The 20,017-nt window shown below is 70.4% G+C and carries 12 protein-coding genes and 1 pseudogene; 3 read left to right on the top strand and 10 right to left on the bottom strand.

The window, feature by feature from the left end; translation table 11 throughout:
* The first annotated feature begins 152 nt into the window (after positions 1-152).
* Positions 153-1,034 (top strand): helix-turn-helix transcriptional regulator, encoded by an 882-nt coding sequence (locus FKD65_RS28575; RefSeq protein WP_141580589.1) that lies wholly within the window; start codon positions 153-155, stop codon positions 1,032-1,034.
* A gap of 13 nt (positions 1,035-1,047) precedes the next feature.
* Here FKD65_RS28575 and FKD65_RS46695 read toward each other — a convergent pair whose 3' ends face one another.
* On the bottom strand, positions 1,048-1,278 hold the full coding sequence (locus FKD65_RS46695; protein ID WP_368367277.1) for a TetR family transcriptional regulator C-terminal domain-containing protein: 231 nt from the start codon (positions 1,276-1,278) through the stop codon (positions 1,048-1,050).
* Between FKD65_RS46695 and FKD65_RS46690 the strand changes: the two genes are divergently transcribed.
* Positions 1,261-1,548 carry a hypothetical protein gene (locus FKD65_RS46690; protein ID WP_368367143.1) on the top strand — a complete coding sequence of 96 codons (288 nt, stop codon included), beginning with the start codon at positions 1,261-1,263 and terminating at the stop codon, positions 1,546-1,548. The two genes, FKD65_RS46695 and FKD65_RS46690, sit on opposite strands and share 18 nt — an antisense overlap.
* A gap of 17 nt (positions 1,549-1,565) precedes the next feature.
* On the opposite strand, the pseudogene FKD65_RS46685 reads toward FKD65_RS46690, so the two are convergent.
* Positions 1,566-1,697: pseudogene (locus FKD65_RS46685) on the bottom strand (hypothetical protein); the annotation flags it as partial.
* Positions 1,698-1,784: 87 nt separating this feature from the next.
* Between FKD65_RS46685 and FKD65_RS28565 the strand changes: the two are divergent.
* A complete protein-coding gene (locus FKD65_RS28565) occupies positions 1,785-5,252 on the top strand; it encodes a DUF4132 domain-containing protein (RefSeq protein WP_168221229.1) in 3,468 nt (1,155 codons plus the stop codon).
* A gap of 271 nt (positions 5,253-5,523) precedes the next feature.
* Here FKD65_RS28565 and FKD65_RS28560 read toward each other — a convergent pair whose 3' ends face one another.
* The 8 genes from FKD65_RS28560 to FKD65_RS28525 all read right to left on the bottom strand — a co-directional run bounded on the left by FKD65_RS28560 (position 5,524) and on the right by FKD65_RS28525 (position 20,003).
* Positions 5,524-5,751: a hypothetical protein gene (locus FKD65_RS28560; RefSeq protein ID WP_141580585.1), complete on the bottom strand. Its 228-nt coding sequence runs from the start codon at positions 5,749-5,751 to the stop codon at positions 5,524-5,526.
* 426 nt (positions 5,752-6,177) lie between these two features.
* On the bottom strand, positions 6,178-10,050 hold the full coding sequence (locus tag FKD65_RS28555) for a DNA-directed RNA polymerase subunit beta' (RefSeq protein WP_141580583.1): 3,873 nt from the start codon (positions 10,048-10,050) through the stop codon (positions 6,178-6,180).
* Positions 10,051-10,069: 19 nt separating this feature from the next.
* Positions 10,070-13,546 (bottom strand): DNA-directed RNA polymerase subunit beta, encoded by a 3,477-nt coding sequence (gene rpoB / locus FKD65_RS28550; RefSeq protein ID WP_141580580.1) that lies wholly within the window; start codon positions 13,544-13,546, stop codon positions 10,070-10,072.
* Positions 13,547-14,239: 693 nt separating this feature from the next.
* A complete protein-coding gene (locus FKD65_RS44480) occupies positions 14,240-15,400 on the bottom strand; it encodes a hypothetical protein (RefSeq protein WP_168221228.1) in 1,161 nt (386 codons plus the stop codon).
* Positions 15,397-15,885: a nuclear transport factor 2 family protein gene (locus FKD65_RS28540; RefSeq protein WP_141580578.1), complete on the bottom strand. Its 489-nt coding sequence runs from the start codon at positions 15,883-15,885 to the stop codon at positions 15,397-15,399. Before FKD65_RS28540 ends, FKD65_RS44480 begins: the two co-directional genes overlap by 4 nt.
* A gap of 10 nt (positions 15,886-15,895) precedes the next feature.
* Positions 15,896-17,386 carry an MCE family protein gene (locus FKD65_RS28535; protein WP_141580576.1) on the bottom strand — a complete coding sequence of 497 codons (1,491 nt, stop codon included), beginning with the start codon at positions 17,384-17,386 and terminating at the stop codon, positions 15,896-15,898.
* Positions 17,383-18,720, bottom strand: a complete 1,338-nt coding sequence (locus FKD65_RS28530; RefSeq protein ID WP_240809647.1) for an MCE family protein — start codon at positions 18,718-18,720, stop codon at positions 17,383-17,385. The genes FKD65_RS28535 and FKD65_RS28530 overlap by 4 nt, the downstream gene beginning before the upstream one ends.
* The gene (locus FKD65_RS28525; protein ID WP_168221227.1) at positions 18,717-20,003 is read right to left on the bottom strand and encodes an MCE family protein; all 1,287 of its coding nucleotides are present in this window, start codon (positions 20,001-20,003) and stop codon (positions 18,717-18,719) included. Before FKD65_RS28525 ends, FKD65_RS28530 begins: the two co-directional genes overlap by 4 nt.
* Between the last annotated feature and the right edge of the window lie 14 nt (positions 20,004-20,017).

Genomic DNA, 20,017 nt, shown 5'->3' with positions numbered 1-20,017 from the left:
ACCGCTCTTCCTCGTTCGACAGGCCTGACGGCCGCGCCCAGGATGGCCGCGACTTGAAGCGTGCCTTCGGCCGGGCGGCCTAGGAACGGAGCGGTTTCCCTAGGATCGGCGGTCCGAGGATGCGGTGGGCGAACGGTGGTATCACTGGCGATATGGGGATGCACCGCGATGACCTCGCCGATTTCCTGCGCCGGTCCCGGGAACGGCTGACCCCGCGGGACGTCGGGCTGATCGCGGGCCCCAGGCGGCGGACGCCGGGGCTGCGCCGCGAGGAGGTCGCGGCGCTCGCCGGGATGTCGGCCGACTACTACATGCGGCTTGAGCAGGCCAGAAGCCCGCAGCCCTCGGTGCAGATCCTGGCCGCGCTCACGCACGCGCTGCGGCTGACCACCGACGAGCGGGACCACCTGTACCTGCTCGCGGGCCACCGTCCCCCGGAGGGGGCGCGGGCCGGGGAGTATCTGCGGCCGGGCCTGCTGTTCGTCCTCGACCGGCTGGAGAGCGTGCCGGTCCAGGTCGTGAGCGATCTGGGCGACCTGCTGGCGCACAACGACATGGCGCAGGCGCTGTTCGGGTGCGTGTGCGGGGTGGCCCCCGAGGACCGCAACATCGTGCTGCGCTGGTTCACCGAGCCGGACGTCCGGAGCCATTTCGCAGCCGAGGAGCACGAGGAGCACGCCCGGCGGCTGGTCTCCGATCTGCGCGCCGCGGTGGCCCGCCGCGAGAACGACACGGCGTCCCGCGCGCTGGTCGGTCGGCTCCGCGAGGCGAGCGCCGAGTTCGCGGCGCTGTGGGACCGGCATGAGGTCGCGGTGCGCAAGGCCCACCCCTACCGGCTCGTCCATCCCGAACTCGGCAGGCTCGAGTTCGACTGCGAGATCCTCGCGACGCCCGCGGCGGACCAGCGGCTGCGGATCTTCACGCCGCCGCCCGGCGGCACCGAGCCCCTGGAGATGCTGCGCGCCCTCGGTCCGCAGCACCGGCACGGCACCGCCGCCGCCGCGGAGACGAAGGAGAGCGGCGCGCCCGCGTAGGGCGCGCCGCCGTTCAGCGGACGGCGTACTGCCGGCATTCGCCGGTGAAGACGGTGGCCAACTCGGTTTCGAGGACGGACGCGGCGAGGTCGGCCATGCGGACGCCGTCCAGCGCGTCCGGGTCGCGGTAGACCTGCGTCGCGAGTCCTTCGGTGACGGCGGCGAGGCGGGCGGCGGCGGGCACGGGGTCCAGGTCCGCCGCGACCTCCCCGCATTCCTTGCCGTTGTGGACGGCCCGGGCGATCTCGGCGCGCAGCGCGCGGGCGGCCGCGGCGTCGACCTCGGCGAGGCCGGGGCGTCGAGTGCGCGCCCGGCGAAGGCCCTCGCGACCCGGAACTCGGCGCGGCGCGTCCCGTCCAGTGGGAGGAACTCGGCGAGCGCCTCGGCCAGGACGCGGGAGATGGGCTGCCGGTGCTCGGTCCCGGCCCGGATGCGCGCGTCGACCCTGCCGCGGATGGACGCGCTGACGTGGTTGAACGCGTGCAGGAGCATGTCGTCCTTGGTGCGGAAATAGTGCTGCACCAGTCCGACCGAGATGCCCGCGGCGGCGGCCGTGCGGGCGACGGTGACGGCGTCGAACCCCTGCTCGGACACACCCGACGTCTTCGCCGCCGGATGCGCGGCCGCGGCCGCCGGGGGTGCGCTCGCCGTCCTCCGCGTCATCCGCGCCGTCCGCTCACACCGGCGAACCGCGTAGGCGCCGTGTCGGTGTCGGCCCCGGTGTCGGGCGTCGCTGTTAGCGTCGCGGCCATGATCGACAAGCCGTATGCGGCTCTCCCCGACGAAGATGTCCTGATCATGCCGGAGCGCTGGCGCGGCGGTCTGCATCCGCGCCGCGACGGCGCGCCGGGCCCGGAGGTCACGCTCGACGCGGCGGCGAGCAAGGCCGTCGCACGGGCGGTGGACGAGGCGCGGGACGAGATCGAGCGGACCCTCGACGACCCGGGGACCGCGCCCGAACTCGCCGCCGCGGCGCGCGCCCGTCTCGGCGGCGAACCCGACCCGCGCGGCGCGGCCGTCCTGTCGCTGATCACGGCGGACGAGCCGGTGTGGGGGCGTGAGCACCGGCGGTACGTGGACGCGTGGGCGTCCGAGCACGGCGTCGCGTTCGCCGCGTGCGCGCTCACCGACCGGTGGGGGCTGGAGGCGAGGCCGGACGGGGAGATGCGGGACGGGCGGCGCGTCAGGATCGTGCGCGCGGTGGCGCCGGGCGAGCGCCATGTCCGGGGGCTGCCGGACGGGGCCCTGCGCGTGCGCTCCCTGCTGGCCGCCGCGACCGGTGAGCAGTACGCCGAGGCCGTCGACCGGCTGGCCGAGCGGCGGGCCTCGGTCCGGCAGCGGCTCCTGACCGCCTACCTGGCCCCGACGCGCGACGACTGGGTGAGCGAGCTGTGCCGGCGTCCCGACGGGGTCCCCCGCGGTGTGCTCCTCCGGTGCCTCGGGACGTCCGCGCACCTCGATCTCCTCGGTGCCCTGGCCGGGCTGAGCGCGGCCGACTGCTACGCCCCGGAGAACCTGCACGCGCTGGCCGACGGACTCGGGCCGGCCGCCGTCCCGCTCCTGGTCCCCGCACTGGACGAGCACCTCGACTCCTCGCAGCGGCGGGACGCGCTGCTGGAGGTGCTGGGCGTCGTGCCGTCCGACGAGGCCTTCCGCGCGCTGCTCCGGAGGCGTTCCAACCCGCACGTCAGCGGTGAGCTGATGAAGGCGATGAAGCGGTTCCCGGTCCGGGCGGTGCGGGAGCTGGCCGCGGAAGCGAACGCGGCAGGGGTCGCGGAGCTGCTCGACGAGCACGTGCGGGGCAATCTCGACGTGGTGAAGGCGGCGCTGCCGATGCTCCCCGAGGAGGCCCGGACGGCGGTCGAACGGATCGTGGCCGGAATCGACGCCACCGCCGACGCCGACCCCGCGGACCTGCCGGTCCTCCTGGTGGACCCGCCGTGGGCTCGCAAGCGGGAGCGGCCGGAGCCCGTGTTCCTCACGGGCCTGTCCGCGCCCGAACCGTCCGTCGTCTGGGCCGAGGACGGGCGAGACACCCGGTGCGAGTGGCCGCTCCACGTCCCGTACAAGTGGAGGCGCGAGGGCGAGTCACGCGGGACCTGGGAACAGCGGATCGCGGACTTCGAAGCGGGCAGGCTCAGGGGCCCCGAACAGGTGGCCTTGCTCTGCTTCGGTCCCGCCGAGCAGGTCCGGCACCTCGTCGCCGGCTGGTCCCTGCGGAAGGACGGCTACGACTCCTCCCAGGAGCCCGAGAGGTGGGCGCCGCTGCTGGCCGAGCGGTTCGGCCTGGACGCGCTGACCGCCGCCGTGAAGGGCGCGCGGAGCAAGCCCGCGAGCTGCGGGCACGTGGTCGTCCCGTATGCCGCCGAGCCGGTCGCCGAACTGGTCGCCGGCTGGCTGCTGCGCGGCAAGGCGGGCAGCGAGCACGCGGAGGCGTGGCTGCGCCGGCACGGCCCGCAGGCGGTGCGGCTGCTGCTCCCGGCCGCGTTCGGCAAGGCGGGCAAGCGGCGTGACGCGGCCGAGTACGCCCTGCGCTTCCTCGCCCGGGAACTGGGGCGCGACGCCGTGATCCAGATCGCGCGCGGAGAGCGGTCCGAAGCCGGTGACGCGCTGGAGGCCTCGCTGGACCACGACCCCGCCGGTCTCGTCCCGAGGAAGATCCCGGAGCTCGGGCCGTTCGCCGACCCGGCCGTCCTGCCCCGGGTGCGGACGGCGGACGGCGGGCGCGTGCTGCCGGTCACCGCCGTCCGGCACCTGCTCACGATCCTGGCGATGTCGCCGCCGGACGACCCCCATCCCGGCCTGGACGCCGTGCGGGCCGCGTGCGACGCCGATTCGCTGGCCGCTTTCGCCTGGGCGCTTTTCGAGCGGTGGCGCCGGTTCGGCGAACGGGCCGAGGACGCGTGGGCGCTGACGGCCGTCGGGTGGTTCGGCGACGACGAGGCCGCGCGGCGCCTCACCCCCGCCATCCGCGCCTGGCCGGGTGAGAACGGCCACCACAAGGCGGTCAGGGGCCTGGACGTGCTGGCGATGATCGGCACCGAGACCTCCCTGATGCTGCTCGACGGCATCTCGCACCGGGCCCCGTTCAAGGCGATCAAGAAGCGGGCCGAAGAGAAGATCCAGGAGGTCGCCACGCGGCTCGGGCTGAGCGGTGAGCAGCTCGCCGACCGGCTCGTGCCCGGCATCGGTCTGGACGCGGGCGGGAGCATGACGCTCGACTACGGTCCCCGGCGCTTCGCGGTCGTGTTCGACGAACAGCTCAAACCGGTCGTGTCGGACGAGGACGGCCGCCGCCGCGCCGCGCTCCCCAAGCCCGGCGCGAAGGACGACCCGGACCTCGCACCCGTCGCCTACGCCGCGTTCACGCAGTTCAAGAAGGACGTCCGGGCGACCATGCCGAACCAGGTCCGGCGGCTGGAGCTCGCGATGGTGACCGGCCGCCGGTGGACGCCGGCCGAGTTCCGCACCCTCCTGGTCGACCACCCGCTGATGTGGCACATCACACGCCGCCTCCTCTGGCTCGCAGAACCCGCCACGCCCACAACCATGAGTGCCGACGCCAACCCGGCCGCCGCCGCGACCACGGCCGCAGGCACGAACACGGCCGCAGGCACGAACACGGGCGCAGGCGTGGAGACTGGGGCGGGCCTGGACGCGGGCGCTGGGGTTGTCGCGTTCCGGCTTGCGGAGGATCGGTCCTTCGCCGACGTCGACGACGGCGTGTTCGTTCCGCCGGACGACGCCATGATCGGGGTAGCGCACCCCCTGGCGCTCGGTGAGGCGCTCACCGCCTGGTCGGAGGTCTTCGCCGACTACGAGATCCTGCAGCCGTTCCCGCAGCTTGGCCGGGACGTCCACCGCCTCACCGAGGAGGAGCGGCAGGACGTCCGGCTCACGCGGTTCGAGGGCCTCACCGCCCCCTGGGGCAAGGTCGTCGGGTTGGAGCGCCGCGGCTGGCAGCGCGGAACCCCGATGGACAACGGCACCGAACGCTGGATCTCCCGGCCCGTCCCCGGCGGCCTGCACCTCGTGGTCGAGCTCGACCCGGGCATCCAGGTCGGCTGGGCCGACGGCAACGAGGACCAGAACCTCCGGACGGTGTGGCTCGGCGACGAGCCCGGCGACCCCTGGGCCTCCAGCACCAAGCACCCGTTCACCGAGCTGGACGACGTCACCGTGTCCGAGGTCCTGGCGGACCTGAAGTCGATCACCTGACACCGGCTCCCCCGGCCCGCGCGGAAGCCGACCCCGCCCCAGCGGACCGGTCGGCTGCCGTGCGGCGGGCGGCGCGCACGCGGAGGTGTGGCTGTGCAGATTGACCGGTTCGACCGAGTTCGTCGGCCTCCTCCGGAGCGCCTCGCTCTTGACGATCAACCGGCGCGGTCGCCTTCGGGCGTGCCGCGGAGCCGGCAGCCTGCGATCGTCTCCCGGCACAGTGGAAGCGGGCCCGGCATCGCCGGGCCCGCTCACGGGAACGGTGATCAGATCACCGTTGCTGCTTCTGGGCCTCCTCACGCAGGGCGGCCATGACATCGTCCACCGTCTGCCCGGGCTCGACCGTAACGGTCAGGTCCTGGTAGTGGACGCCGTCGAAGACGTCGTCGAGAACGCCGGTGAAGCTCAACTTCACCGACCCTTCGACGGCGACGGCTTCGTACAGCGCCTGCTGGGCGGCTGCCCTGGGGTCGCCGCTCAGGGGCAAGATATGGGGCATAACGTTCTCCCTCTGGTGTCTCGATTAGGTCCCGCAAGCGGGACTTCCTAATCAAGATCGTCCAGAGGGAGGAGAGCGGCGCCATCGGTGCCGCCTGGAGCACGCCTGGCCGCCGCCCGCAGAAGACGGCCGCCTCGCCCGGTGGCCATGCGGTGTGCGAGCGCGGTATCCGGCGTCCGGCATCGAAGACCCCGCCATGGCCCGGAGAGGGCCTGGAGACGGGGGCCTGGAGACGGGGGCCTGGAGACGGGGGCCTGGAGACGGGGGCCTGGAGACGGGGAAGGCCCGAAGACGGGGTGGCCCGAAGACGGGGTGGCCCGAAGACGGGGTGGCCCGAAGACGGGGTGGCCCGAAGACGGGCGAGGCCCCTTCCGGACTTGCCGGAAGGGGCCTCGCCTCGTGGCTCGTCGGTGCGTGTCGGCCGACTCAGCGGTTGTACTGGCCGAAGTCGTACTCCTCCAGCGGGACGGCCTCGCCGGAGCCCTGGCCGAAGGCGTACTCGGCGCCGTCGTCGTAGGAGCCGACGGAGTACACCGCCGCCTTCGCCTCCTCGGTCGGCTCGACCCGGACGTTGCGGTACTGCGGCATGCCGGTACCGGCCGGGATGAGCTTGCCGATGATGACGTTCTCCTTGAGGCCCAGCAGCGGGTCGCTCTTGGCGTGCATCGCGGCCTCGGTGAGCACCCGGGTAGTCTCCTGGAAGGACGCCGCCGACAGCCACGACTCGGTCGCGAGCGAGGCCTTGGTGATGCCCATCAGGACGGGGCGGCCTGCGGCGGGGACTCCGCCCTCGGCCACGACGTTCCGGTTCGTCTCCTCGAAGATCGGACGCTCGACGAGGTCACCCGGGAGCAGGTCGGTGTCGCCCGACTCCAGGATGTTCACCCGCTTCAGCATCTGGCGCACGATGATCTCGATGTGCTTGTCGTGGATCGACACGCCCTGCGACCGGTACACCTCCTGCACCTCCTGGACGAGGTGGAGCTGCACGGCGCGGGGGCCGAGGATGCGCAGCACCTCGTGCGGGTTGATCGCACCCGCGATGAGCTGCTGGCCGACGCCCACGGACTCGCCCTCCTTGACCAGGAGGCGGGACCGCATCGGCACCGGGTAGGCGATCTCGTCGGAGCCGTCGTCCGGGACGATGACGACCTTGCGGGCCTTCTCCGTCTCGTCGATCTTGACGCGGCCGGCGACCTCGCTGATCGGGGCCACACCCTTGGGGATGCGGGCCTCGAACAGCTCCTGGACACGCGGCAGACCGTGCGTGATGTCGCCGCCCGCCACACCGCCGGTGTGGAAGGTGCGCATCGTCAGCTGCGTGCCGGGCTCACCGATGGACTGCGCGGCGATGATGCCGACGGCCTCGCCGACGTCCACCCGCTTGCCGGTGGCCAGCGAGCGGCCGTAGCAGGCGGCGCAGACACCGATCTTGGCCTCGCAGACCAGGGCGCTGCGGGTGCGGACCTTCTCCACCCCCGCCTCGACCAGGCGCGTCACGACCGCGTCGGACAGGTCGGTGTCGGCCGGGAAGATGACCGTCCCGTCGACCACGACGTCCTCGGCGATGGTGCGGCCGACCAGGCTCGTCTCCGAGGTGGCCAGCTTGACCAGGCTGCCGTCCTGCAGGCGGTCGGCGACCTCGAAGGGGATCGTGCGGTCGGTGCCGCAGTCCTCCTCGCGGACGATGACGTCCTGCGCGACGTCCACCAGGCGCCGGGTCAGGTAACCCGAGTCGGCGGTGCGCAGCGCGGTGTCGGCCAGACCCTTGCGGGCGCCGTGCGTCGAGATGAAGTACTCGACGACCGACAGGCCCTCGCGGAAGGACGACTTGATCGGACGCGGGATGGTCTCGCCCTTGGGGTTGGAGACCAGGCCGCGCATACCGGCGATCTGGCGGAGCTGGAGCGGGTTGCCTCGGGCGCCCGACTGGATCATCATCCAGATCGGGTTGGCCTTCGGGAACGCCTTCTCCATGTCCACCGCGACGTCCGCGGTGGCCTTGTTCCAGATCTCGATGAGCTCCTGCTTGCGCTCGTCGTCGGTGATCAGGCCGCGGTTGAACTCCCGCTGCACCTTCTCGGCGCGCTGCTCGTAACCGCCCAGGATCTCCGCCTTGTTGGGCGGCGTGATCACGTCGTCGATCGCGATCGTGACACCGGACCTGGTCGCCCAGTGGAACCCGGTGCTCTTGAGCGCGTCGAGCGCGTTGGCGACGGCCACCTTCGGGTAGGTCTCCGCCAGCTCGTTGACGATCGCCGAGAGCTGCTTCTTGCCGATCTCGTCGTCCACGAACGGGAAGTCGTCCGGCAGCGTCTCGTTGAACATGGCGCGGCCGAGCGTCGTCTCCAGCCGGTAGGGCCGGCCGGGCTCGTAGCCCTCGGGCGCCTTCCAGCCGCGCGGCGGCGGGACGTCCTTGAGCCGGATCTGGATCTTGGCCTGGAGGTCCAGCTCGTGCCGGTCGTAGGCCATGATCGCCTCGCCGATCGAGCCGAACGCGCGGCCCTCGCCGGTGGCGCCGTCCTTCTGCGTCGTCAGCCAGTACAGGCCGATGACCATGTCCTGGGTGGGCATGGTGACGGGCTTGCCGTCCGACGGCTTCAGGATGTTGTTGGTGGACAGCATCAGGATCCGCGCCTCGGCCTGCGCCTCGGCGGACAGCGGCAGGTGCACCGCCATCTGGTCGCCGTCGAAGTCCGCGTTGAACGCGGTGCAGACCAGCGGGTGGATCTGGATGGCCTTGCCCTCGACCAGCTGCGGCTCGAACGCCTGGATGCCGAGCCGGTGCAGGGTCGGCGCGCGGTTCAGCAGCACCGGGTGCTCGGTGATGACCTCTTCCAGCACGTCCCACACGACCGGGCGGGCCCGCTCGACCATCCGCTTGGCGGACTTGATGTTCTGCGCGTGGTTGAGGTCGACCAGCCGCTTCATGACGAACGGCTTGAACAGCTCCAGCGCCATCTGCTTGGGCAGGCCGCACTGGTGCAGCTTCAGCTGCGGGCCGACGACGATGACCGAACGGCCGGAGTAGTCGACGCGCTTGCCCAGCAGGTTCTGCCGGAACCGGCCCTGCTTGCCCTTGAGCATGTCGGACAGCGACTTCAGCGGACGGTTGCCGGGCCCGGTGACCGGGCGGCCGCGGCGGCCGTTGTCGAACAGCGCGTCGACGGCCTCCTGCAGCATCCGCTTCTCGTTGTTGACGATGATCTCGGGAGCGCCGAGGTCGAGCAGGCGCTTGAGCCGGTTGTTGCGGTTGATCACCCGGCGGTACAGGTCGTTCAGGTCGGACGTGGCGAACCGGCCGCCGTCCAGCTGGACCATGGGACGCAGGTCCGGCGGGATGACCGGGATGCAGTCCAGCACCATGCCGAGCGGGCTGTTGCGGGTGTTGAGGAACGCCGAGACGACCTTCAGCCGCTTGAGGGCGCGGGCCTTCTTCTGGCCCTTGCCGGTGCGGATGATGTCGCGCAGCTTCTCGGCCTCGGCGTCGAGGTCGAAGTTCTGCAGCCGCGCCTGGATGGCCGCGGCGCCCATGCCGCCCTCGAAGTACTTGCCGAAGCGGTCGCGCATCTCGCGGTAGAGCAGCTCGTCGCCCTCGAGGTCCTGGACCTTGAGGTTCTTGAAGCGGCTCCAGACCTCGTCGAGGCGGTCGAGCTCGCGCTGCGCGCGGTCGCGCAGCTGCTTCATCTCCCGCTCGGCGCCGTCGCGCACCTTGCGCTTCTGGTCGGCCTTCGCGCCGGCCTCCTCCAGCTCCGCCAGGTCGCCCTCCAGCTTCTGCTGGCGGGCCTCGACCTGCGCGTCGCGGGCCTGCTCGATCTGCTGGCGCTCCACGGAGATGTGGGCCTCCAGCGTCGGCAGGTCGCGGTCGCGCCGCTCGGCGTCCACGCTGGTGATCATGTAGGCCGCGAAGTAGATGATCTTCTCGAGATCCTTCGGGGCCAGGTCCAGCAGGTAGCCGAGCCGGGACGGGACGCCCTTGAAGTACCAGATGTGCGTGACGGGCGCGGCCAACTCGATGTGGCCCATCCGCTCACGGCGCACCTTGGCGCGGGTCACCTCGACGCCGCAGCGCTCGCAGATGATGCCCTTGAACCGGACGCGCTTGTACTTGCCGCAGTAGCACTCCCAGTCGCGGGTAGGACCGAAGATCTTCTCGCAGAAGAGCCCGTCCTTCTCCGGCTTGAGGGTCCGGTAGTTGATCGTCTCCGGCTTCTTCACCTCACCGTGCGACCACTGGCGGATATCGTCGGCGGTCGCCAGACCGATGCGAAGCTCGTCGAAGAAGTTGACGTCAAGCAACTGTTTTCCCCTTGAGTTCTCAGACCTCGTCGACGCTCATCGCGCCCTCGTTCGGACGGCGGGAGAGGTCGATGCCGAGCTCCTCCGCGGCGCGGAAGACGTCCTCGTCGGTGTCGCGCATCTCGATGGACATGCCGTCGCTGGAGAGCACCTCGACGTTGAGGCACAGCGACTGCATCTCCTTGATGAGCACCTTGAAGGACTCGGGAATGCCGGGCTCGGGGATGTTCTCGCCCTTGACGATGGCCTCGTAGACCTTCACGCGGCCGAGGACGTCGTCGGACTTGATGGTCAGCAGCTCCTGGAGGGCGTAGGCGGCGCCGTAGGCCTCCAGTGCCCAGACCTCCATCTCACCGAAGCGCTGGCCGCCGAACTGGGCCTTACCGCCGAGCGGCTGCTGGGTGATCATGGAGTACGGGCCGGTCGAGCGCGCGTGGATCTTGTCGTCGACCAGGTGGAGCAGCTTGAGGATGTAGATGTAGCCGACCGAGATCGGGTCCTTGTAGGGCTCGCCGGTCCGGCCGTCGAACAGCCGCGCCTTGCCGCCCGGGCCGACCATGCGCTGGCCGTCGCGGTTCGGGAGCGTGCTCTCGATCAGACCGGTGACGTCGTCCTCGCGGGCGCCGTCGAACACCGGCGTCGCGGTGTTCGTCCAGGCCGGGGCCTCGTCGGCGCCGATGGCCTTGAGGGCCTGCTTCCACTCGGCGTCGTCGCCCTCGACCTTCCAGCCGCGGGAGGCGACCCAGCCGAGGTGGGTCTCCAGGACCTGTCCGACGTTCATGCGGCCGGGGACGCCCAGGGGGTTCAGGACGATGTCGACGGGGGTGCCGTCCTCCAGGAACGGCATGTCCTCCACCGGCAGCACCTTGGAGATGACGCCCTTGTTGCCGTGCCGACCCGCGAGCTTGTCCCCGTCGGTGATCTTGCGCTTCTGCGCCACGTACACCCGGACCAGCTCGTTGACCCCCGGCGGCAGCTCGTCACCGTCGTCGCGGGAGAACACCCGCACCCCGATGACCTTGCCCTGCTCACCGTGCGGCACCTTCAGCGAGGTGTCGCGCACCTCGCGCGCCTTCTCACCGAAGATCGCCCGCAGCAGCCGCTCCTCCGGAGTCAGCTCGGTCTCCCCCTTCGGGGTGACCTTCCCGACCAGGATGTCACCGGGCACCACATCGGCACCGATCCGGATGATCCCCCGCTCGTCCAGGTCGGCCAGGACCTCTTCGGAGACGTTCGGGATGTCGCGGGTGATCTCCTCGGGCCCCAGCTTGGTGTCGCGGGCGTCGACCTCGTGCTCCTCGATGTGGATCGAGGACAGGACGTCGTCCTGCACCAGCCGCTGCGACAGGATGATGGCGTCCTCGTAGTTGTGCCCCTCCCAGGGCATGAACGCCACCAGCAGGTTCTTGCCCAGCGCCATCTCACCGTCATCGGTGCACGGCCCGTCGGCGATCACCTGGCCCAGCTCCACCCGCTGGCCCTCGTCCACGATCGGCTTCTGGTTGAAGCAGGTCCCCTGGTTGGACCGCTTGAACTTCGACACCCGGTACGTCGTCCGCGTGCCGTCGTCGTTCATCACGGTCACGTAGTCGGCCGAGACCTCCTCGACCACACCCGCCTTCTCCGCGGTGATCACATCACCGGCATCGGTCGCGGCACGGTACTCCATACCCGTCCCGACCAGCGGCGCCTCACTGCGCAGCAGCGGCACCGACTGCCGCTGCATGTTCGAACCCATCAGCGCACGGTTGGCGTCGTCGTGCTCCAGGAACGGGATCATCGCGGTCGCGACCGAGGTCATCTGCCGCGCCGAGACGTCCATGTACTGGACCTCGCGGGCGGGGACCAGCTCGACCTCGCCGCCCTTGCGGCGGACGAGCACCCGGCTCTCGACGAAGGTGCCGTCGTCGTTCAGCAGGGAGTTGGCCTGCGCGATGACGTAGCGGTCCTCCTCGTCGGCCGTGAGGTAGTCGATCTCCTCGCCGACGATGCCGTCGGTGACGCGCCGGTACGGGGTCTCGACGAACCCGAACGGGTTGACGCGGCCGAACGCGGCGAGCGAGCCGATCAGGCCGATGTTCGGGCCTTCGGGCGTCTCGATCGGGCACATGCGGCCGTAGTGCGACGGGTGGACGTCGCGGACCTCCATGCCCGCCCGCTCACGGGACAGACCGCCGGGCCCGAGGGCGGAGAGCCGCCGCTTGTGGGTGAGGCCGGCCAGGGGGTTGGTCTGGTCCATGAACTGCGACAGCTGGCTGGTGCCGAAGAACTCCTTGATGGAGGCCACCACCGGCCGGATGTTGATCAGCGTCTGCGGCGTGATCGCCTCCACGTCCTGCGTGGTCATGCGCTCACGCACCACCCGCTCCATGCGGGCCAGCCCCAGGCGGACCTGGTTCTGGATCAGCTCACCCACCGTGCGCAGCCGCCGGTTGCCGAAGTGGTCGATGTCATCGACCTCGATCGGCACCGCCACGCTCCCGAGGGTCGCCTCCTCCTCACCCGCGTGCAGACGCACCAGGTACTCGATCGTGGCGACGACGTCGTCCTCGGTCAGCGTCCCCTGGTTCATGTCCAGGTCCAGACCGAGCTTCTTGTTGATCTTGTAGCGGCCGACCTTGGCCACGTCGTACCGCTTGGGATTGAAGTACAGGTTCTCCAGCAGCGTCTGCGCCGACTCCCGCGTGGGCGGCTCACCCGGCCGCAGCTTGCGGTAGATGTCCAGCAGCGCGTCATCCTGACCGGAGGTGTGGTCCTTCTCCAGCGTCACATTGATCGACTCATACGAGCCGAAACGCTCCCGGATCCGCGCCTCGTCCCACCCCAGCGCCTTCAGCAGAACCGTCACCGGCTGCTTGCGCTTGCGGTCGATGCGCACACCCACGTTGTCGCGCTTGTCGACCTCGAACTCCAGCCAGGCACCCCGGCTCGGAATCACCCGGCAGCCGTAGATGTCCTTGTCGGACGCCTTGTCCAGCGCGCGGTCGAAGTACACCCCGGGGGAGCGCACCAGCTGGGAGACGACGACACGCTCGGTGCCGTTGATGATGAAGGTGCCCTTGGGGGTCATGAGCGGGAAGTCGCCCATGAAGACCGTCTGGCTCTTGATCTCACCGGTGGTGTTGTTGATGAACTCCGCCGTGACGAACATCGGGGCGGAGTAGGTCATGTCCTTGTCCTTGCACTCCTCCACGGAGTACTTGGGCGGCTCGAACCGGTGGTCCCGGAACGACAGGGACATGGTTCCGGAGAAGTCCTCGATCGGGCTGATCTCTTCGAAGATCTCCTCCAGCCCCGACTGGGTCGGGACGCTCTTACTTCCGGCCTTCTGGGCCGCCTCGACCCGGGCCTTCCACCTCTCGTTGCCCAGCAGCCAGTCGAACGAGTTGGTCTGCAGAGCAAGGAGGTCCGGGACTTCGAGCGGCTCCTTGATGCGCGCGAAGGAGACGCGGTTCGGACCGGTTGCGGTATTCGAGGCGTTGCGCGAGGCTGCCAAGAGTGGTCCTTCCGAGGGCTCGCGGCGTAACAGATGACACGCACGCCAGACGATCCACGTCCGAGACCTGCTCAAATAGGCCCAAACCGGGCCTTCACAGGGGTGCTCTCACACGTGGATAGTCAGAGGGCAGCGCAAAGGGGCAGTGTAGCCGAACCGGTACACCGCTCGCAACTCTAGCGCCGCAGTATGCATCACGTTGCCATGGAGCATCGCCCCTCAGCGCCTCTCAGTCAAGAGCGGACATGGACTTTTCGGGCTCTGACCTGCAGTGAGGAAGGCCATAGTTTAGGGATCGGGGTTGACAGCCCGCGAACCGGCGTAGACGGCGTCTCACGCGGCAGCAGGCCGTGCTTCCCGTCACCTCGGCTACACCGACCCCTGAGGGGTTAACAGCGAGTGGTGGCGACACATTCCGAGCGGCCCGTGGTCGTCGAGGAGGGTTCCCTGCCGAGCGGCCCCGGAGGTCACTGAGGACGAGCGTCCAGGCTTCCCGGCGCCCAGGGGAATCCAACGGCCGGGAGTACCCAGGGCTCAGGGCCCGGGCGGTGATCCCCTACGGACCCGTGACGATGGCGGGAGCGGGTTCTAGTGCGTGTCTCGAAGGCCCTGGCCACGCGCGCGAACGCGTGACCTGCCCGGTGGAGTGAAGCCTGAGGCGAGCGGAGTGGGCCGGGAATGAGTGAACACAGACTAGGACAGGACGGTGAGCTCGGAGGCGAGCCACTTGCCGTCCTCCTTGACCATCGTCAGCCTGATGCGCAGCGGCTCGGGGAGGCGCTGCTGCTTGTCGTTCTTGGTCGCCGACGACCGGTTGGCGTAGACGAGCGCCACGACCTTGTCGGGGGTCGCGCTGACGACCCCGACCTTCATCACGGTCGTGTTGGAGACGGCCTGCTGCTGGACGGCGACGGTCTTGAGCGTCTGGGCGAGCTTGTCGTAGTCGTCGTGCAGCTTGCCCGTCGTCGTGGCGGACGCGGTCTTCAGGTCGGTGTCCAGCGTCTGGTAGTCGTACGAGGAGAGCTTCTGGGCCGCGCGGGACGCCGCGAACGACGCCTCCTTGGACGCCTGCTCGGTCGCCTCCTGCTCCTGGACCTTCATCGCGAGGACCGTGGTGCCGACGCCCAGCGCGATCGCCAGGACGACCAGCACGGCGATGACGGTCGAGAGGCCGCCCAGCCGGAACCGGCCGGCGGGCTCGTCGTCGTTCTCGGTGTCGGCGTCGTCCTCAGCGTCCTCGTCCTCGGAGTCCGCGGTGGCCTTGGCAGGCTTCTTGAGGTTCAGGCGCCTGGTCCTGGCGGGCTTGGCGGACTTCGGCTTCGCGTCCTCGCCGTCCTCGTCGTCCGTGTCGCCGTCGTTCTCGGCCTCGGCGACTTCCTCGGCCTCGGCGGCCTCCTCGACCTTGACTGCCTCCTCGACCTTGACGGCCTTGGGGCTCTTCGCGGCCTTGGAGGGCTTGGTCGTCTTGGCGGCGGCCTTGGCGACGCCACCGGACCTGGAGCCCTCTTCGGCCTCCTCGGTGTCGTCGGCGAGCGCCTCGTCGTCCGCGCCGGCCGCTGAGATCTCCTCTACGGGCTCATCGTCCTCGCGCGCGGCACCGGATCCCTTGCGGCCGCGGCGCGGCTTCTTGGGGGATTTGAGGGCCTTCGGACTCTCCGCGGGGGCGTCCTGCTCGGGCTCCTCCGGCTCCGCCGCGGCCTGCTCGGCTGCCGCCTGCTCGGCGGCGGCCGCCTCGTCCGCCGCGATCTGGGCGAGCCGCGCGGCCTCCCTGGCCTTCGCGGCGGCCTCTTCAGCCAGGCGCGCCGCCTCGGCGGCCTCCTCGGCCCTGGCCGCTCGATCCGCCTTGATCGTCACGGGACAACCTCCAGTCCGGACACCAGCCAGCGCCCGTCGACCCGCGTCAGGTCCATCTGGTAGCGGTAGCCCTGCGGCGTACCGTTCTGCACCTTGTCGTTGGTGACGGTCCCGGTGAGGGACACCATCACCTCGGCGGAGTCGCCGTCGATGGAGACCAGCGCGGCATCGACGTCGCTGACCGTCGACTTGGCCTTGGCCTTGGTGATCTGCTGCATGAAGGCGTTCGACTGGCTCCCCAGCTTGTTCTTGAGGTCACCGGTGGTGCCGCTCACGATGCGGTCGAGGTCGCGCTGGGCGGTGGCGGCGTTGAGCGACATCAGGTTGACGCCCATCTGGCGCGCCGACTGCATCGCCTTGGCCTTCTGGTCGGCCTCGTCCTTGTTCCTGAGGGTGACGACGCCGAGCCAGCCGGCCGCGATGGCGAGGCCCACCACGACGACGCCGAGGGCGAGCGCGGTGACCATGGGCAGGCGGCGCCTCATCGTGCCCGCCTCACTGGCTCAGCGGTCCGAGCAGGAGCCACTTCCACGAGGATTCCTCTCCCAACTGGCGTGTACCGGCGCTGCGCGGCATGACGTACCGCTTGCCATCGGGCCCGTAGACCGCACCCGTCGATGGATCGTATCCAGCGAATTCGACTGAACCCGCCGGATACGACAAGTACAGGTTGCCGTCCGCGAGCTGGCCCGTCGGGGCGCTCGCGGCCTTCGCCTTGGTCTTGGCGTCGGTCTTCCCGGAGCCCTTGGCGTCCGTCTTGCCGCCGTCGCCGTCACCGCCGCCGTCGTCGCCGCGGGTGCCGTAGGCGCCGCCGTCTGGGAACCCGGCGCCGGTGGTGGCGCCCGCCGGAACCTGCGGGTAGGGCGCGATGGCGTCGCGCGGGAAGTTGCGTGAGCCGCGCACGGCCGTGGGCGCGTTGTGGGGCGCCTTGCAGCCGGCGTCCAGGCGCGGCTTCTTCTTCGAGGTGTCCTGCGGCCAGCGGTGCTTGACCTTCTCATAGCCCTGCGTGCAGGCGGGCGGGGCGTCGATGTTCAGGTCGAGGCCGAGGTGCTGGGTGCCGTCCCCGGGCGTGACGGTGAACGCGCCCGCGACCGTCACCGGGTAGAGGATGAACAGCGACCGCAGCCCCGCCTTGCGGGACGAGATGACCTGGCCGGTGGTGGTGAGGTTGGCCAGCAGCACGGGCAGCGTCGGCGCGAGCTGGTTGATGGCCTTGTGGGTCTCGTCCACCGCGCCCGGCGCGTTGTCGATGGTCTTGCGCAGCGCCGGGTCGTCGTTGCGCAGCGAGGTGGTCAGCGCGTTCAGGTTGCGGGCGAAACCCTGGATGTTGGCGGCCTGGCCGCGCTGGGTGTCCAGGACGGTCGCGCCGCTGTTCAGCAGCCGCTCGGTGTCGGGGTAGGCCTCGTTGGCGGTCTTCAGCAGCCGGTCGGTGTCGTCCAGGATGGACTGCAGGTCCGAGGCGGAGCCGGAGAACGCCTTGTCCAACTCGTCCACGATGACGCCGAGGTCCTTGGTGTTCACCGAGCCGACGAGGGAGTCGACGTTGCGCAGCAGCTCGGCGGTGGACACCGGCAGCGTGGTGCGGCTGCGCGGGATCGTGTACGGGTCGCCCTGGTCGAGATAGGGCCCGGACTTCGTGGTGGGCTCCAGGTCGATGTACTGCTCGCCGACCGCCGACCGGTTCGCCACGACGGCCTTGGTGCCCTCGCGCGGGATGCGCTTGCCCCGCTCCAGCAGCAGCTTGACGCGGATGCCGTCCTTGGTCAGCTCGATCGGGCCGACGCGTCCGACCGGGACGCCCCGGTAGGTGACCTCGGCGTTGGTGAACACGCCGCCGGAGTCGGTGAGGTCGACGTAGGCGACGTACTGCTTGCCGAGCAGGTCGCGGCCGATGCCGATGTAGTTGACCGAGACGATCGCCACGCCGACGACGGTGATGACCGCGAAGGCGATGAGCTGGACGATGACGCCGCGCTTGAGGATCACGAGAGGCCCCCCGTCATCAGGGTCCGCAGACCGCCGTCACCGGGTTCGGGGGCGAGCGCGCCCGGCCGTCCCTGGTCGTTCGTGCCGGTCGGCGTCTTGCCTGGGGTCTGTGTGGTGCCGCCTGGAAGGCCGGGCAGGCCGCCCTGCCCCCCGCTGCCCTGTCCCCCGCCGCCCGGGGTCTGCGGCAGGACGCCCAGCGGGGAGTCCGGCAGCGTCACGTTCGGGACCTGGAGCATGTTGCGCATCTGCTTGCCGCTGCCCAGCATCCCCTCCAGGTCGGTGCCGCCGAGGAGGTTCCGCGCGATGGACTCGAAGTCCAGGTCGACGGTCAGCCGCACGTTGCCGTAGTCGCCCGCGATGACGTTCTCGAACGTCGCGGGGAACGGGAAGGTGATCAGGGTCTCCAGCGACTTCGGCAGGTCGGAGCCGGCCTTGTTGAGGTTGCGCAGGACCACGTCGAGGTCCCGCAGGTTGGCCAGCATGTCGGCCTTCGACTGGTTGATCACGTAGGTGGTGGTGCGGCTGAGCTTGTTGAGCGCGACCAGCATCTTGGTGAGGTCGGCGCGGTTGCGGTTGAGGACGGCGATCGCGGGCCCCGTCTCGTCGATGGTGTCCTGGATCGTCTTGCGCTCGGCGGCCAGCTTGCCGCTCAGCCGGTCGATGCTGTCCAGGGCCCGGGTGATCGCGGCGCGGTTCTGGTCCAGCGTCCCCGCGAACGTGTTGACCCGCTGGAGCACCGACTTGATCGTGGACTCCCGGCCGCCCATCGCGGCCTGCAGCTCGCGGCTGATCGTGGAGACCTGCTCCAGGCCGCCGCCGTTCAGCAGCAGCGACATCGCCGAGAGCACCTCTTCGATCTCGGTGCCGCGCGACGTGCGGTTCAGCGGGATCAGGTCGCCCTCGCCCAGTTCCCCGACCGGGGCCTCGTTCTTGGGCGGTTCGAGCTGCACGAACTTCTCGCCGAGCAGGCTGGTCTGGCTGACCGTCGCGATCGCGTTGTCGGGGAGCTTGACGTCGCCGCGGAACTTGACCGTGACGACCGCGTGCCAGCCGCCGCCCTGCGCGCCCGGCTCGCCGGCCAGCTCGATCTTGTCGACCCTGCCCACCGACACGTCGTTGACCTTGACCGCCGACTTCGGGACGAGGTCCAGCACGTTCGCGAACTCGATCTTCACGGTCCGCGGGTGCGAGCCGAGGTCGGGCCCGCCCGGCAGCGGCAGCGACTCCGCGCCGTTGAACGAGCAGCCCGACACGGCCGTCACGCCGGCGAGCGCGGCGGCGCCGAGCAGCCGGGCCCTGTTCATGGAGCGCCTGTCATCGGACCGCCTGCTCATCGGCCACCTCCAGGCAGCAGCGCCGTGATGTCCGTGGGCTTGGTCTGAGTCCCGGTCGCCCCGGTCTTGTTCGTCGTGCCGGTCTTGTTCGTCGTGCTCGTCTTGCCGGGCCTGCCCTGCGGCCCGTAGGCGTCCGGCGGGACGGGCACCGGGTCGTAGTGCGTCGTCAGCGCGGTGATCCAGGACAGGTCCAGGCTGAACCCGGTCAGCGCCTTGCCGATGCCGTTGTACGGCGTGACGAAGTCGAGGCACTCCTTGGCGGGCGTGCCCACCGAGTAGGCCAGCGAGCAGATCCAGTCGGCCAGATCGTGGAACTGGCGGAAGTTGTCGCGGGTGTGGATCGTGCCGCTGATCGGGTCGTAGGCGCGGGCCAGGTTGTTGACCGCGAGCGGGCCGGCGGTGAGGATCTCGGCGAGCGCGCCCTTCTCCTTCACCAGCACGCCGGTGACCTGCGCGAGCTGCCGGACGTTGGCCGCCAGCTCGGTGCGGTTGCCCTTGACGAACTGCTGCACGTTCCGCAGCGTCGGGGCCAGGGTGTTGAGGGCCGCGCTCAGCTCCTCCTTCTCCCCCGCGAGCTGCCCGGACACGCCGTTCAGGTGCCCGGAGAACGACTTGATCTGCTGGTCGTTCGCCTGCATCGCCTCGGTGATGATCCGCAGGTTCTTGATCGTCTCGGCGACGTCGCCGCGGTCGGTGCTCAGCGTGCTGAGCGCCTTGGAGGTGTCGGCGATCGTCTGCCGGATGTCCTCGCCCTGCCCGTCCAGGTTCGCGGCGCCGACCTGGAGCAGCCGCGACAGCGAGCCCTGCTGGCCGTTCGCGCCCGGCGCGTTCGCGCCCTGCGGGCCGAGCGCCTTGGACAGGTCGTTCAGGCTGGAGCCGACCTGGTCGACCTCGACCGGCACCGCGGTGCGGTTCGTGCCCAGCGTCGCCCCGTCCGCGAGGACGGCCCCGCCCTTGTAGACGGGCGTGATCTGCACGAAGCGGTCGGCGACGAGGGTCTGGCTGACGATGACGGCCTGCGCGTTCGCGGGGACCTTGTACTTGGCGTCGTACCTCAGCTCGACCTTCACCGCGTCGCCGACGGGCTCGACGCTCGTGACCTCGCCGACGGGGATGCCGAGGATGCGGACGTCCGCGCCCTTGTACAGGCCGACCGCCTTGCTGAAGTACGCCGTCATGTGGCGCTGCTTCGGCTCCTGGAAGACCAGCAGGAGCACGGCGGCCAGCACCGCGACGGCGAGGATCGCGCCGCCCAGGCGGAGGATGCTCGTTGAGTTACGCACTGGTGACCTGCCTG

Source organism: Actinomadura sp. WMMA1423, from assembly GCF_006547145.1.
In the GTDB taxonomy this organism is placed as follows: Bacteria; Actinomycetota; Actinomycetes; order Streptosporangiales; family Streptosporangiaceae; genus Spirillospora.
The sequence above is the reverse complement of the archived record's forward strand: the minus strand, read 5'-3'. Positions and strand labels throughout refer to the sequence as shown.

What these genes read in the sequence shown, in the direction of transcription:
- FKD65_RS28540 (WP_141580578.1), bottom strand. Translation starts at nt 15,885, where the DNA reads ATGAGGCGCCGCCTGCCCATGGTCACCGCGCTCGCCCTCGGCGTCGTC.
- FKD65_RS28565 (WP_168221229.1), top strand. Translation starts at nt 1,785, where the DNA reads ATGATCGACAAGCCGTATGCGGCTCTCCCCGACGAAGATGTCCTGATC.
- FKD65_RS28575 (WP_141580589.1), top strand. Translation starts at nt 153, where the DNA reads ATGGGGATGCACCGCGATGACCTCGCCGATTTCCTGCGCCGGTCCCGG.
- FKD65_RS28560 (WP_141580585.1), bottom strand. Translation starts at nt 5,751, where the DNA reads ATGCCCCATATCTTGCCCCTGAGCGGCGACCCCAGGGCAGCCGCCCAG.
- FKD65_RS28530 (WP_240809647.1), bottom strand. Translation starts at nt 18,720, where the DNA reads ATGAGCAGGCGGTCCGATGACAGGCGCTCCATGAACAGGGCCCGGCTG.